Annotated in this window: 12 protein-coding genes; 3 read left to right on the forward strand and 9 right to left on the reverse strand. The window is 43.9% G+C overall.

Annotated elements, in window-relative coordinates:
- Window positions 1-225: 225 nt before the first annotated feature.
- The 4 genes from B050_RS0106510 to B050_RS0106525 form a co-directional block, all read right to left on the reverse strand.
- Window positions 226-2,271, reverse strand: a complete 2,046-nt coding sequence (locus B050_RS0106510; RefSeq protein ID WP_018473093.1) for a S9 family peptidase — start codon at window positions 2,269-2,271, stop codon at window positions 226-228.
- A 286-nt stretch (window positions 2,272-2,557) separates the two neighbouring features.
- Complete coding sequence (locus B050_RS0106515; RefSeq protein WP_026235697.1) at window positions 2,558-4,639, reverse strand: ComEA family DNA-binding protein; 2,082 nt, start codon at window positions 4,637-4,639, stop codon at window positions 2,558-2,560.
- A gap of 2 nt (window positions 4,640-4,641) precedes the next feature.
- A complete protein-coding gene (locus B050_RS0106520) occupies window positions 4,642-5,463 on the reverse strand; it encodes a PorV/PorQ family protein (RefSeq protein WP_044201895.1) in 822 nt (273 codons plus the stop codon).
- A 97-nt stretch (window positions 5,464-5,560) separates the two neighbouring features.
- Entirely contained in the window at window positions 5,561-6,979 is a 1,419-nt protein-coding gene (locus B050_RS0106525; RefSeq protein ID WP_018473096.1) for a POTRA domain-containing protein, read from the reverse strand.
- Window positions 6,980-7,107: 128 nt separating this feature from the next.
- On the opposite strand from B050_RS0106525, the gene yidD reads away from it, so the two are divergent.
- Window positions 7,108-7,329, forward strand: coding sequence for a membrane protein insertion efficiency factor YidD (gene yidD / locus B050_RS23050; RefSeq protein ID WP_083923242.1), 222 nt, complete (start codon window positions 7,108-7,110; stop codon window positions 7,327-7,329).
- Here yidD and B050_RS0106530 read toward each other — a convergent pair.
- The 5 genes from B050_RS0106530 to B050_RS0106550 all read right to left on the reverse strand — a co-directional run bounded on the left by B050_RS0106530 (window position 7,326) and on the right by B050_RS0106550 (window position 12,667).
- The gene (locus B050_RS0106530) at window positions 7,326-8,426 is read right to left on the reverse strand and encodes a prolipoprotein diacylglyceryl transferase (RefSeq protein ID WP_018473097.1); all 1,101 of its coding nucleotides are present in this window, start codon (window positions 8,424-8,426) and stop codon (window positions 7,326-7,328) included. The genes yidD and B050_RS0106530 overlap by 4 nt on opposite strands.
- Window positions 8,427-8,464: 38 nt before the next feature.
- Window positions 8,465-10,315, reverse strand: coding sequence for an NAD(+) synthase (gene nadE, locus B050_RS0106535; protein WP_018473098.1), 1,851 nt, complete (start codon window positions 10,313-10,315; stop codon window positions 8,465-8,467).
- A gap of 88 nt (window positions 10,316-10,403) precedes the next feature.
- The gene (gene rnc / locus B050_RS0106540; RefSeq protein ID WP_018473099.1) at window positions 10,404-11,147 is read right to left on the reverse strand and encodes a ribonuclease III; all 744 of its coding nucleotides are present in this window, start codon (window positions 11,145-11,147) and stop codon (window positions 10,404-10,406) included.
- A gap of 7 nt (window positions 11,148-11,154) precedes the next feature.
- A complete protein-coding gene (gene fabF, locus B050_RS0106545; protein WP_018473100.1) occupies window positions 11,155-12,408 on the reverse strand; it encodes a beta-ketoacyl-ACP synthase II in 1,254 nt (417 codons plus the stop codon).
- 22 nt (window positions 12,409-12,430) lie between these two features.
- Window positions 12,431-12,667 carry an acyl carrier protein gene (locus B050_RS0106550; RefSeq protein WP_010855324.1) on the reverse strand — a complete coding sequence of 79 codons (237 nt, stop codon included), beginning with the start codon at window positions 12,665-12,667 and terminating at the stop codon, window positions 12,431-12,433.
- Between the two features lie 151 nt (window positions 12,668-12,818).
- On the opposite strand from B050_RS0106550, the gene B050_RS0106555 reads away from it, so the two are divergent.
- Window positions 12,819-13,247 (forward strand): IPExxxVDY family protein, encoded by a 429-nt coding sequence (locus B050_RS0106555; protein ID WP_018473101.1) that lies wholly within the window; start codon window positions 12,819-12,821, stop codon window positions 13,245-13,247.
- Window positions 13,248-13,264: 17 nt separating this feature from the next.
- Window positions 13,265-14,701: a pyruvate kinase gene (gene pyk / locus B050_RS0106560; protein WP_018473102.1), complete on the forward strand. Its 1,437-nt coding sequence runs from the start codon at window positions 13,265-13,267 to the stop codon at window positions 14,699-14,701.
- The last annotated feature ends 5 nt before the right edge of the window (window positions 14,702-14,706 follow it).

Raw genomic sequence — 14,706 nt, forward strand, 5'->3', positions numbered from 1 at the left:
GAGTATAAAATTAAGCATTTTTAAATAAATAAAAATGTATTTCAAATTATAAAAAATGAGATTTATAGCATTTTAAACCCTTACGTCTTATTGGCTTATTGGAGTCGTTGATAGGGTGGAGAATGTATTTGGTACAAAGAGTTTAAAAAATTGTTTTATTTAAAGTTAATTTATTAATAATAGGTAAATAAGTAGAAAATAAAAGCCCCGTAATTGGGGCTTTTATTAGTTCGAAAATTTTAAAAGAAATGCATATTCCAAGGCTGTTTCTTTCAGGGATTGGAATCTTCCCGAGGCTCCACCATGTCCTGCATCCATATTGGTATAAAGTAGGACCTGGTTTTGATCGGTCTTAAGCTTCCTCAATTTGGCGACCCATTTGGTAGGTTCCCAATATTGCACTTGGCTATCATGAAGCCCGGAAGTGACCAGAATATTTGGATAGTCTTGTGCCTTTACATTATCATAAGGGCTATAGCTGAGCATATAGTCATAATATTCCTTGTTTTTTGGGTTTCCCCATTCATCAAATTCCCCAGTGGTCAGAGGGATGCTTTCGTCAAGCATCGTGGTGACCACATCCACAAATGGAACCGCTGCAATCACTGCTTTGTAGAGCTCGGGCTTGATATTGATGATGGCGCCCATCAGCAAGCCACCGGCGCTTCCACCCATGGCGAAGAGCTGCTCAGAGGATGAGTAATTATGTTTGATCAAAAACTCAGTACACGCTATGAAATCAGTGAAGGTGTTTTTCTTTTGAAGCATTTTACCCTCATCGTACCACTTTCGGCCCATTTCCTGCCCACCACGGATATGGGCAATGGCAAAGACAAATCCTCTATCGAGAAGACTGAGCCTGTTAGAGCTGAATACGGCATCAGTGCTATATCCATAAGATCCGTAAGCATATTGCAAGAGCGGATTGGTGCCGTCTTTTTTGAATAAGGATTTCTTATACACCAGGGAAATGGGCACCTGTGTCCCGTCCTCGGCGGTGGCCCAAAGTCGCTCGGCTTCGTAATCGGAAATGGAATATCCTCCGACCACTTCTTGCTGCTTTAGCAGCACCTGACTGCGGTCTTCCATATTATAGTCATAAGTGGAGGATGGCGTCGTCAGCGAATTGTACCCGAAACGAAGCAGGTGAGTGTCGAATTGTGGGTTATAACTAATCCATGCAGAATAAGTCGGATCCTGAAAGGTGATCTTATGGGCAGGACTTTGGTCCCACGGATGAATCATGATCTGTGTAAGCCCCAGCTGGCGCTCCTCCAATACAAGGTATTGGCTGAAAATATCAAAACCTTCCACTAGGATATCTTCCCGATGGGAGATGAGGTCCTTCCAATTGTCTTTCGAAGGCTGTGTAACTGGCGTTTTTACAATTTTATAATTTTTGGCTCCTTCTGCATTGGTCCAGATGATGAAATCTTCCCCAAAGTGCTCCACGCTATATTCTAAATCCCGAATACGTTCCTGAACTAAAGAAAATGGGGAGTCAGGCTGTGAGGCATTTGTAAATCTGATTTCGGAAGATACGGTGCTGGAACTCTCGATGAATAAGAATTCCTTGGATTTTGACTTGGACACCTGACAGGTGAAGGTGTCATCTTTTTCCTCAAATATCAATTCGTCATTCTCCACGGGGCTGCCCAGAATATGCTTGTAAATTCTGTAAGAGCGCAAGGTTTCATTGTCTTGGCGGGCATAGAAAAGGCTTTTGTTATCATTGGCCCAGACCATATTGCCGGTGGCTTCAGGGATGAAGTCCTCCAGCAATTCACCCGTTACCAGGTCTTTGAATTTGATGGAATAGATACGGCGACCTATATGATCTTCCGAATAGGCTAAAAGTTGCTGATTGGTGGCGATTGCCAGTCCATTTACATTAAAATATTCATGGCCTTCGGCAATATTATTTACATCCAAAATAACCTGTTCCTCCGTTTCACCCTCTTTCTTTCGGCAATAAATAGGGTATTCGCCTCCTTTTTGGTAGCGGGAATAATACCAAAAACCATCCCGCAGATAGGGGACACTTTCATCATCCTCCTTTATCCTGGCCTTCATTTCGTCAAATAACTTAGTCTGAAGCGGAAGCGTCGCTTTCATCTGCTCATCCAGATAGTCATTTTCCTTATTAAGGTAGTCGATGACCTCCGGATTTTCCCTGTCATTCATCCAATAAAAAAGATCAATGCGAGTATCATCGTGAAAGGTGATTTCATAGGGTTTCTCCAAAGCTTGTGGAGGGATGGCCGTTTGCATATAGTCGGAATTTTAGATAGTGTCTTGGAAACAAATTTATAGGGAATAGGCTACCAAACCTATCGATTTATAATATGAATGAGTCTTTTTGTGCTGGCTAAAGTCCTTTGCCTGTGATATTCTATAGGACTTAGGGCTAAAGTACCCTGCTAAATAAGAATGTTGTAGAAGAGAATTTTTGTTGATATCATAAAGTGGAGGCTTAGGCTAGTGAGAAATTGATGGGTGAAGTAATGGCGTCCTTCCTTTTTGAAAGGGGAGATGGAATGGGCTGCTTCATCGTATTTTATTTGTTGAACTGGTAGCGAAGTTGCAGGGTCAGTTCGCTAAGGTGGTTGCCCTGGACTTCCTGAAGTCCGCTGCTGATACTTTGCCGATCGGTATAGCTCGTCCTCGCCCATCGCATCCATGTGGTCAATTTTCTGGAGACCTGATATTGGCCCAAAACATAATACCTTAGCCCCTGTCCATAATAGCTGGGAATAGAAAATGCCCATAATACATTCTTTTCATAGACATATTGGCGATTGTCATAATCCTCGGTATCAAATAAGGCTGCTCTAAATCCCCATTTCCACTTACGATGCTGGATATTTAGGTCTTGTACCAGAGTATATCCACTGGTTTTTTTTCCATCAAAATCGAAGGTGCTGGTCTGCAATCGTGTCCTTATCATAATATTTTTGGAAATGGAATAATCCATATTGATCAGGTAATTTCGTTTTATTCCGGTGATTACCTGATAGGTGTTGTCGGCATTGGCATCGCTGGATCTATTTCGATCTTTTACTTCCTCTCTCATTTGAGCATATATTTTCAGGGCTTTAAAAGGGCTATAACTGAGTCGATTGAGCCATTCATAGCCTGTGGAGGGCTGATACAGCCTGTATCTTAGCCAAGGGAATTTAAATTGGTCGATATATCCTGACCATTGAAATTTCCTGCTGGGGTGATAGCTGAGGCCGAGGTAGAGGCCTGATTCATTGATGGGTCTGGAGCCTTCGGCAAAGGCATTTCCATAAAAGGAATGAAAATCCCTGTCGTATTTGCGCACATGCACCACCATATCAAAATCATGACTCAGGCTGCTCATCATTCCCAAAACAGCTGCATTGCCCCGACTTTTAGACTGAGCATATTCGCCAAAGAAAAAATGGTTTTGGTGATTATAAGAAAAATATAAGCTGTGAAGATAATTGTCCTTTCCCCCAAACTCAAATTGATTATAGGGCTGTGGACTTCTGAAATAGGGTGCCTCATAGCTGCTGAATAAACTGTTAATGCCGATCTGTAGTCTTTTATTGTCGGAATTATAATTGGCATTCATGCCTAAGTTTCTTATTTGGCTATTGGATTTTCTACTGATCTCTGTAAGGGTTCTGTGGTAGCCGCTTTCACTGATGGACTGGATATAGCGCGAGGAATCGGGCAGGTACTCATAAGTGGCATCAATCGGTGTGGAGGAGGCCATGAGACTTCCCTCGACTCGGCCAAACTGGTAGGTGGCGGCCAAGCCTCTGAAATAGCCTTGCTCGGTAGCCGAGGTGTAGGGTTTGATCCCGGTGGAGCTTCTCCTAGTGGTGGTGATGGTTTCTGCTCCTTTTCCAATAGAAAAGCCAGCACCATAGACCAGCCCCTGCCCAAACTGGGCCTGATAATCTCCCAGACTAATTACTTTCCATTTATTACGATTATAGAGACTGAGATGATAGCTGAGATAATTGTAGCCATATCTTCCTGAGGAAGGCGACCAGGTAAATTTCTCCCCCATGTCCTGATCCATAGTCAGCCCAATACTGAAATCACCGGTATGCTGGCTTCTGAATCTTAAGTATTGGGCGGAAGGAGCACCAAGATACCGGCTGGTCAGGCTGCCATTGCTGAGCGTATCGGGAGCAGTGAAGCCCTTTCTTTGTTCTATATTCTGCCGATAGCGGTAGATAAAATAAGCCCCATCTTCAGAAAGTATCCTGGGAATGAATTTTTTGGCTCGTTTGGTAGCATTGTCATTAAGGTAGATAAATCGCTTTAAGCGCTGCAGCGTGCTCAAGTCCAGACCCGGCACTGCCTGAAGCTCATAAATGGAAATGAAAGGCCCCAGCTGGTTGCGATAAGTAATGATGGCATTGGCCTGCTCCGGGGAGAGTATATAGGTGGACTGCAGTTCATCGGAGGTGCAGGCATTGAGGTCCAGGGGATTTAAGAATCGCTGCAAAAGAGATTCATAGACCTGCTCATAATCAATGTCCTCCTCCTGCATGGAGAATAGTTCTTCCGCGAATCGTTCAAAATCAAACTCATCCTGAGCCATCAAAGGCCTAAGACCAACGCTAAGCAAAAGGGTCAGTATGCTCAGAATGGCCCGCATGATCAGTGGATGATATAGGACATGGAGAAGTGATGCGTGCTGCCCAATTTATTGTTTTGCCCTAGGGCATAGTCGATTTTAAATTTCCTGGGGCGGAAGCCTAATCCAAAGTGAAAGTTGGAAGGGGCTGTGGAAGCGCCGCACCTGGCCCAGAATTTATGTACCAGATTATATTCCAAACCCATTTTGAAACTTGCTGGCAAAAGGATGTCTTTTTCTGCCTCCAGGCTAACAGAAAGCTTTGTTTCTGGAAGATAGGCGAGGCCCACTTGCAGGACTGTAGGGTAGTAGTCGTCTGTATCAGGTCCATATTTGGCCCTTCCGACATTGAATAGATAAGCTCCGAAGTAGAATTCCGGACTCAATGCTGCCCGACCTCCAAATCCAATAAGCGGAACCGCCCTTTTTCCATAGCCTTCTATATTGGTTTGGAGATAGATGAGCTGTGCGCCAAGGCTGGCGATTCCCATCTGATGACCATAGCCCACGTTAATAAGTTGCTGGTTAAATACCTCACCACCATAGCGGCTGACGCCCAGACCAAAATTCCCCCAATCACTAGCGATTACTGCACCGGCTCCCAGCGTGGTCAGATCATTGATCCCCAAGCGCTGATCATAGGAACAGAAGATACTTGACTCTTTCAGATTGCCTATTGCTCCTATATTATTGAATAGACTCCACTCATCGGCGATTGCTACTTGAGCATGTGCCATAGCCCTGCTCCTGGCTCCCGCAGGAAACACCTCCATTCCACTCTGTGCCCAACTTATCGAGATGCAGAAATGGAAAAAATACATAAAAGAAGTAAATATAACCTTCATTAATGTATAAATAAACTGTTTAAAAATGTAGATGAAATAATATAAATAGAAATGAGAATATAAAAAAGCGAAGGGATAAAAAATTAAGGCTATTGACCTATAATGGTGCTTTCATATTGATAAAGAAGCTTCCTTGATTTTGGCTGTTTATAGAGTATTCAAAGCGGATCACCTGATCATAAAAAGTGACAAGGTCCAGGCCGAGTCCATATCCATACAGATAGTTATTGGTAAGGGCAGTATTTTCAGGGATGTGATTTCGATCATTGACAAATCCATGATCAAAATTGGCACTAATATAAGCGGTAATGGGAAAGGTGCTAAACTCATCAATCGGGATGAGCTTAGATATATCATAAGCCACATCAAAAAGCTGAAAACGGAAACTATTTTTGTTAAGGAAGGTCTGCTGTCCTTCTATCACATAGAGCTCGTAACCTCTGATGAAGTCGGGGCTGTAGCCAATCCCTCTGACCAAGGTATAAGGCTGAGAGGGGCTGAGGTAAGAGGATAGGGAGATTCCGGTGACATAGTGACTTTTGTCGCTAAATCTAAAATATTTATTGGCGACCAATGAAAGTTCTGTTTCGTTGACATCATCATTAGTCAGTAAGCCATATCGGGTAAGCCCCGCGGAGATCAGCTCTCCATCAGTGGCATAGGCCACATTATCCCTTCGATCGTGTTTGAAATTATAGGCAGCATAAAAGTACTTCTGCCGGGTACCGTCATCAAGAAAATAGTTAGGATTTTGGCTCAATACGTCCTCGTTGATTTTGGTGTCACTATAGCCGATGGTCAGGTAGTTGAAATTATAATAACTACCTCGGTAAGTGTATTGAAGGCTGGCGGTGAGGTTTTTTCTCAGGATATCCTCATCTTCATCGGTGTAGAAAACCTGCTTATTATACGCTGATTTCACTGCGATGGTCTTATTAGTATTATAGTTAAAGCGCATGGCGAGGCCATGTTCCTGGTCCTTGTCGATATAGGGTATGCTATAGACCAGATCAAAGGCCTGGGTAAATCCCAATTGTCCCATGATTCTTAGCTTTTCATTTCGGCCGCCCACATTACTATGATATAAGCTCAGGCCGTAGTTTACCCTGGAGAAATCCCTGTTTTGGTTGACCCACCATTCGGAAAAGTTCCTGTCTGCCAGGTCAAATATAATTCCAGGCAGCACATACCATCGTTCTTTTACGGATACTAAGATTTCCACTTCCTCCCCATCCACAAATAGCGGTGTGATCTCGACGGAGGTGAATAGCTGCAGGTTATAGACCCGCTGTTGATCAGATTTCAGTATTCCCAAAAATTCCTCCCAATCGTATTTTATCCCCGGGCGAATGTCAATTTCTCTCAGGATAATATTTTTGCGTGTCTTTTCATTTCCTACGATATAGACATTATGAACACTTACACTATCAGGAATACCCTTGGGCACGCTGCTAGGCTCGTAGGTGACGGTAGCGGTGGAATCTTGAGCGAGTACTGGCAAAGAAAATAAAAACAATATGCAGCCCAATACTCCTAAGCATTTGGTGAATGCTGAGCCTTTGTCTTGTTTTATAGGTCTTTTTTGTAACACTTAATGGAACTTTGTATTATTGTGGATGATTCTATTCGCTATTAGCCTCTAATTTGAAGAACATAATCCGAAATATCGCCATACTACCAGTCTTGTTTTATCAATACTTGATCTCTCCGCTTTTTCCATCTGCCTGTAGGTTTACGCCTACATGCAGCCAATACACCAAAGAGGCCATCCTAAAGCATGGTCCTTTTAGAGGAGGCTGGTTAGGTATAAAGCGAATTGCCCGCTGCCATCCCTGGGGAGGCCATGGGCATGACCCTGTGCCTTAACTTTTGCTTGGATTACCTTTTTTGAGCGCTCTGAAGATGAGGACCACCCCGGCGATTACCAGCGGAATACTCAGCGATTGCCCCATATTCAATGTCAGTTCCTCCTCAAAATCCACTTGGTTTTCCTTAAAGAACTCCCAAACAAATCTCATTCCGAATACTGAAACCAAGAATATTCCTAATAATAATCCATCGGGCAGGTTTTCTTTATGTTTCCTCCATAGTCCAAATAATACCAAAAATATGATGAAATAGGATATTGATTCGTATATCTGCGTAGGATGCTTAGACAGCCCAAAAGTTTTTACGGTTACCAAATAGTGATCCCCTTCATCGGTGAGGCTGTAATCTAGCGGGCTATCTTGGGACTCTGCCATGTATTTGGTGGAGCTTCTGAATTTGGTCAATACATATTTGACATCAGCTTCTATGGTCCGACGAAGATCGGCTTCAGAATAGCTGCCTTTGGCAATCTCCAAGTCAAAATTTACTGGGACTCTACCGTCGCCATTGTCCTCCTGATCGCGATCTGAAGGCTTATAGGCGGATACATCTTCTACAGGAGCATTGAGGGTCATGAGGATTTCCTCGGTATCCCGGGCATAGACGATTCCATAGTCAGAGCCGGTCTCTTTGCCTCCGATCTCGGAGTTCATCAGATTCCCCAGACGGATAAGTGCTCCGGTCATGGCCACCACGATCACGATTCGGTCCACCACCCAGAGGTATCTTTGGGTGGGAGTATTGCGGACATATAGCCAGAGGGAGAATAAGATGGCGAAGGCGGCACCATGACTGGCCAGTCCACCTTCCCACACTTTTAATATTTCTATGGGATTGCTGAGGTATTTTTCGGGCTCGTAGAAAAGTACATGGCCTAATCTGGCGCCGATGATGGTCGCGAGGACCATGTATATGGTGAGCTTATCGACAAGACGCTCATCATGTCCTTCTTTTTTGAAGATATATAAGATGATTTGCTGTGAGAGGATAAATCCCAAAGCAAATAAAAGGCTGTACCATCGGATCCTCTCTATCGCTGGGAAAACAGCTGGATTTGGGCTCCAAACAATATAATCGATAATCGTATTGATCATTATTGGTCTAGTTCGTTTGTGCTAAGTTAGTTTTATTCTCAATCTAATTGATCCAATTCTGCTAATTCTTCGGTGAATCCACCAGAAAGTATCGGAAATCGACACCAGGTTTTAGGGTCCACATTAAAGTCATCCAGATGAAATGAAGGGGCAAACCTTTCTCTCTTCCATTGGTTCCTGGCCCATAATCTAAAGAACTTAGTTACGTAGTTTTTTAGCAGCGGGGCGGGGATATCGAGTTCTTCCAGGAGTATTAGATATACATCTGCAGGTTTGCGGTATTCGCGGATGGCCAGTTTTTCTATATCGACGATCACGGAATAAGGCATAAGGTCCTGTTCATCGGTCTGATGCTGGTCTTGAGGTCGGAGTTCGGCTGTAGGCTGGAGGGCGTTTACCTTGGCAAGGCCCTCATATCCCAGCTGCTCTTCGGCCCATTGCAGCCACTGGAGCAAGAAGTACTTGTCCACTGCGGCGATAGGGGAGATGCTTCCGCTGGTGTCACCGTCCATGGTGGCGTATCCCACATCCCCTTCGCTCCTATTGGAAGTAGCCAGGAGCAGGGCATTTTTGATATTTGTCAGCATCCATATGATGGGTGCTCGGACCCGTGCCTGTATGTTTTGCAAGGCAATATCATCTTCCTTCCACGATAATGTACGGCCGATAGCCGTTTCGATTTTTGAGGAATAAGACTGCACCTCCTCGCTGATGTTCCAATGGTGAAAGGAAGCACCAAGGCTTTTGGCAAGAAACTGAGCACTGTCCAAGGTGTCTTGAGAGCTGTTTTCTGAAGCTTGATAGGCGGTGGTCAATACCTGTCCGATAATTTCCTTCGGGCTGGCATCAGTGGAGACTTTGCCCAGTAAGCCTGCTTTTTCGATAAAGCGATGTGAACCTAAGAGTCGGCAGCCTCGGTGTACCATCTCTGCCACGAGGACTGCGATGGAAGAGGAGTCTGCTCCTCCGCTGAGGGAAAGCACAAATCCAGCGCTTCGGCTTTTGCGCATATAGTCAAAGAGTGCCAGGGTCACCGCATGGGTAAACTCAGTATTCTTATCATGATCAAGGGAGTTTTCCGGAAGCGGAGGAAGTCCATGGTCCATATTGTACTCATGGACTTGATAATCTTCAAATGATAAGAGAGGGTTTTTATAGTATAATTTACCGTTTTTGGCGACTAGTGTTTCCCCATCAAAAATCATCCGGCCGGCTTCATTGCCGAGGAGGTTGACGTAGAAATAGGTGGCGTCCAGGTGAATGCTACTTTCAGTGACTAGTTCTTCCCGGAGCTTGCTCTTGCCCATGGCAAAATGGCTAGCGCTGGGGTTGAAGATAAGGTCAACGTTACGGTCTTTTAGGCGATAGCCGGGTCTTTTGTCTCCTCGCCAGGCATCTTCACAGATTTCAAAGCCATAGGTGATGCCTTTTTTGTCAAACACCATATCGCCAAGGGGAACTTCTGTTCCGAAGAAATCAAAGGTGGCGATTTTGCCTGCTTGCCAGGGGCTAAACCATCTGAATTCATAATGAACGCCATCGATGGCCAGAAACTGCTTCGCGACAATTCCTTTGAGTTTTTGATCCTCCAGAATAGCGATACAATTGTACAGCTGCTGCTCCAGGCGGATGGGCAGTCCGATACAGATGGTGATGTCCTCGGCAAGGGGGAGTAGCGCTTGGAGTTGCTGAAGTGCTTTTTTGGGATACCATTGGCTAAAAAAAAGATCCTCACTTCCATATCCGGTAATGGCGAGTTCGGGGAAACAGAGGAGTTCGATATTTTTTTCCTTCGCTTCACGGATTGCCTTATGGATATTGTCCAGGTTACCCTTCCAGTCCAGAGGAGTCTGGTTTACGGTGACACCACCTATCTTGAGGTTTGACATTTTTTGCAAGTATGGTTATAAATGAAAAGCCTGTATAGGCTAAAATATACAGGATTTATCAAGAAACATATTTGGCAAATATAGGATTCTATACTGCCAAATTAAGTTTTTCGCATGCATTTTTTGCAGCTTCCTGTTCTGCCTTTTTCTTGGTGGGGCCTTTACCATCGGTGAAGAATTCATTTTCGATTTTCAGTTCGATTGTAAATTCTTTAAATCGCTGGGATCCATTGACTGATTGAAGGACAAATTCCACTTCCTTACTTTCTTTCTGGGACCACTCGATGATTTTACTTTTGAAGTTGGTGGTGGTGGTGATGATATTGTCCAGATCAAAGAAAGGGGCAATAATTTTGGTCAGGATAAAGTGTTTGCAGAAGATATAGCCACGGTCGAGGTACACGGCACCGACGAGGGCTTCTAGGGTATCTCCATAGATGGATTTGTGGGTATAGAGGCCTTTTTGTGAAAGGTCTGATTCCACGATTTTGGAGAGGCCTATTTTTTGGCCTACACGGTTTAGGGATTCGCGATTTACGATTCTTGAGCGTGTTTCGGTTAGGAAACCTTCATCCCGATAGGGGAATTTGATGAAAAGTAATTCAGCGACCACAGCACCGAGTACGGCATCGCCTAAAAATTCAAGTCTTTCATTGCTCGCTTTGACGCCATGCTTTATTTCCTCTGCTACAGAGGAGTGGCGGGCAGCGAGTTTATAAAGAGATAAGTTTAAAGGCTTGCGGCCGACCATCAACTTGATGGCAGCAGCAAGCCCTTTATCTTTTTTATTGTAAAGTAGTTCGTGTACTCTGAGTTTGCGAAATAGTTTCAAGGTCGGTCTACTCAGTTATTTTTTTGAAGATGACAGAAGCATTATGCCCGCCAAATCCAAAGGTATTACTCAAGGCTACATTTACAGTTTTTGCCTGTGCTTTATTGAAAGTCAGGTTAAGCTGGTCGTCAAATGCTTCATCATCCGTAAAGTGGTTGATGGTAGGAGGTACCAAGTCATTTTGGATGGACATGATAGAAGCAATAGCCTCTATAGCGCCCGCAGCTCCCAGCAGGTGTCCGGTCATGGATTTGGTACTGCTGATATTCAGCTTGTACGCATGATCACCGAATACACGTTGAATCGCTTTAATTTCTGATACATCTCCCAGCGGTGTCGAAGTACCATGCACATTGATATAATCCACATCTTCAGGTTGCATTCCTGCGTCCTCCAAGGCGAATTTCATCACATTTCCAGCGCCTACCCCTTCAGGGTGAGGAGCAGTAATATGATGTGCATCAGCTGTCATACCAGCACCTACTAATTCAGCGTAGATTTTGGCACCACGAGCTTTGGCATGTTCGTACTCTTCCAGAATAATTGCGCCAGCACCCTCTCCTAAAACAAATCCATCACGGTCCCTATCAAAAGGCCTAGAGGCAGTTTCTGGAGAATCATTTCGCTGTGACAAAGCTTTCAGGGCATTAAATCCACCTACTCCCGCTTCAGTGACTGCTGCTTCCGATCCTCCCGAGACAAAGACATTAGCCTTGCCAAGACGGATATAGTTGAAAGCATCAATCAATGCATTGGTGCCAGAGGCACAAGCAGAGACAGTGACGAAGTTGGGACCTTGAAGGCCATACTTCATGGAAATAAATCCTGCGCTGATGTCAGCGATCATCTTTGGAATAAAGAAGGGGTTGAAACGCGGAGTTCCATCTCCTGTAGCAAAACTTGCTACCTCATCCTGAAAAGTTTTTAGTCCGCCGATACCTGAACCCCAAATGACTCCAGCTTTGGCTAGGTCTATTGAATCTAAGTCCAAGCCTGAATCTTTCATCGCTTCATCACATGCGATCATCGCATATTGTGTGAAGGGGTCCATCTTGCGGGCTTCTTTTCTATCTATAAATGCCTCGATATCGAGATTTTTGATCTCGCAGGCAAATTGAGTCTTAAATTTAGATGCGTCGAATCTCGTAATAGGAGCAGCACCACTCACTCCATTAGACAGCCCCTTCCAGAATTCCGGAACGGTATTGCCTAGTGGGGTGAGGGCACCTAAACCTGTTACTACAACTCTTTTTAAATTCATAAATGAATTTTGAGAAGTTAAATTATTTTACGTTTGCTTCCAGATAGCTTACAGCCTGACCAACTGTACCGATTTGCTCGGCTTGGTCGTCTGGAATAGAAATGTTGAATTCTTTTTCGAATTCCATGATAAGCTCTACCGTATCGAGAGAGTCAGCGCCTAAGTCATTAGTGAAGCTCGCTTCAGGAGTAACTTCTGATTCTTCTACGCCTAACTTATCCACGATAATGGCTTTTACTTTTTGTGCAATTTCAGACATTTTGTGATTAGTTTAGTTAAAACACTCCGCAAAGAAATATATTTATACGCTTAATGTCAAAAAAAACCGATAACTAAATTTAAGATATTCCTCGGAAACATAGAAGTTGGACAATTATTTTTAATTTTGTTTTTTTAAAAATGCTTCCTTTATGAGGAAAACAAAACTCCAAGTAGAACATATTTATGAATTTGACCTGTTGGGTATTATGGCACCGCTCAAAGACTATAAGATGGCTTGGTCTGTGAATAACTCATTGAGTATCAATATGGTACGTTCTGAGGATTTTACACTGAAATTTCTCAATCAACCGCGATTGGTCATTTCCCGGTTTATTTTGGAAAAAGAACATGGTTATATTCAGTTATTAAAGAACCGTTCTTTTTCAGATTCGGGACAAACACTGTATCTTGTACCCGAATTGAAAGTCATGGATTATTTTCTTCTAATGCAAGATTTTACCCATGAAACAGATTTGCCGGACTGCATCAGTCAGCTGTCGAAAAGTAATTATATTCAAAATGTAGTGAAAATCGATGTCAACAAACTGAAGTCAAAAGAGAACCTATTAACCTATTAAATTATAAAACATTAAAAATGAACTTACCCATCGCAAATAAGAAAACCAAGATTTTGGCAACTGTTGGGCCTGCTTCAAATAACGAAAAGACACTCACCGATCTGGTGAAAGCAGGTGTAAACGTTTTTAGATTGAATTTTTCCCACGGAAATCATGATGGCCATGCAGAAGTCATCGAGTTGATTCGCAAAATCAACAAAGACTATGGTCTCAATGTAGGGATCCTTCAGGATTTGCAAGGACCAAAAATCCGCGTAGGCGAAGTACAAGACAACGGCGTCGAGATCAAAGAAGGTGAGCCGATCACCATCACCAATGATCCCGTAATCGGTACCTCCCAACTGGTGAGTACCGTCTATCAAAACCTACCACAGGACGTGGTGCCCGGCGATCGTATTTTGATCGATGACGGAAACCTCGAAGTGGCCGTCAACAGTACCGACGGAAAAAATGTAAACTGTACCGTCGTGCATGGTGGTATATTGAAATCCAGAAAAGGAATCAACCTTCCTAATACCAAAGTAAGTGCTCCTTCCCTGACAGAAAAGGATATCAAAGACCTAGCTTTTGGCTTAGATAAAGAAGTGGACTGGATCGCCCTGTCTTTTGTGAGATCTGCTGAGGATATCGTGGACCTTAGGAAACGCATCAAGGCTCAAGGAAAAGACTGCCGCATCGTGGCCAAAATCGAAAAGCCTGAAGCACTGGATAATATCGATGAAATCATCGAAGCTACCGACGGTGTGATGGTCGCTCGAGGGGATCTCGGTGTTGAAGTGCCTATGGAAATGGTGCCACTTTGGCAAAAACGTATTGTGGAGAAATGTAAGAAGGCCTGCAAGCCGGTGATCATCGCCACCCAGATGCTGGAAAGTATGATCCAAAATCCTCGCCCTACCCGTGCAGAAACTAATGATGTCGCCACCGCCGTCCTTGATGGAGCGGATGCCGTGATGCTATCTGCTGAGACTGCCTCAGGATCCTATCCGGTGCACGCGGTGAAAGCCATGACCAAAATCATCCAATATATCGAGCAAAACTCTGATGTCTATCATTATCTCTATGAGATGCGTGAAGATGATCCGACTTATGTGAGCAATAATGTCATTATGATGGCCTCAGGCTTGTCAAAAAATGTGAATGCCAAAGCTATCGTAGGTATTACCGCTTCTGGTTTTACCGCCTTTAGAATCGCTTCTCACAGACCTTTTGCTAAGAACTTTGTCTTTACCCATAACAAAACACTCATCACTCAGCTGAGCTTAGTATGGGGGGTGACCGCCTATTATTTTGATGGTGAGCAGACTTCTACGGATGAAACCATCACCTTTATCCAGGATAGCCTGAAAGAACTGGGTGATCTGGAAGTGGGAGATGTCATGATCAATACCGCAAGTATGCCGTTGAAGAGCAAAGGCAAAACGAATATGTTGAAAATTCATGTGGTAGAGTAAGCTCT

Origin of the sequence: Echinicola pacifica DSM 19836 (genome assembly GCF_000373245.1) — a bacterium.
In the GTDB taxonomy this organism is placed as follows: Bacteria; Bacteroidota; Bacteroidia; order Cytophagales; family Cyclobacteriaceae; genus Echinicola; species Echinicola pacifica.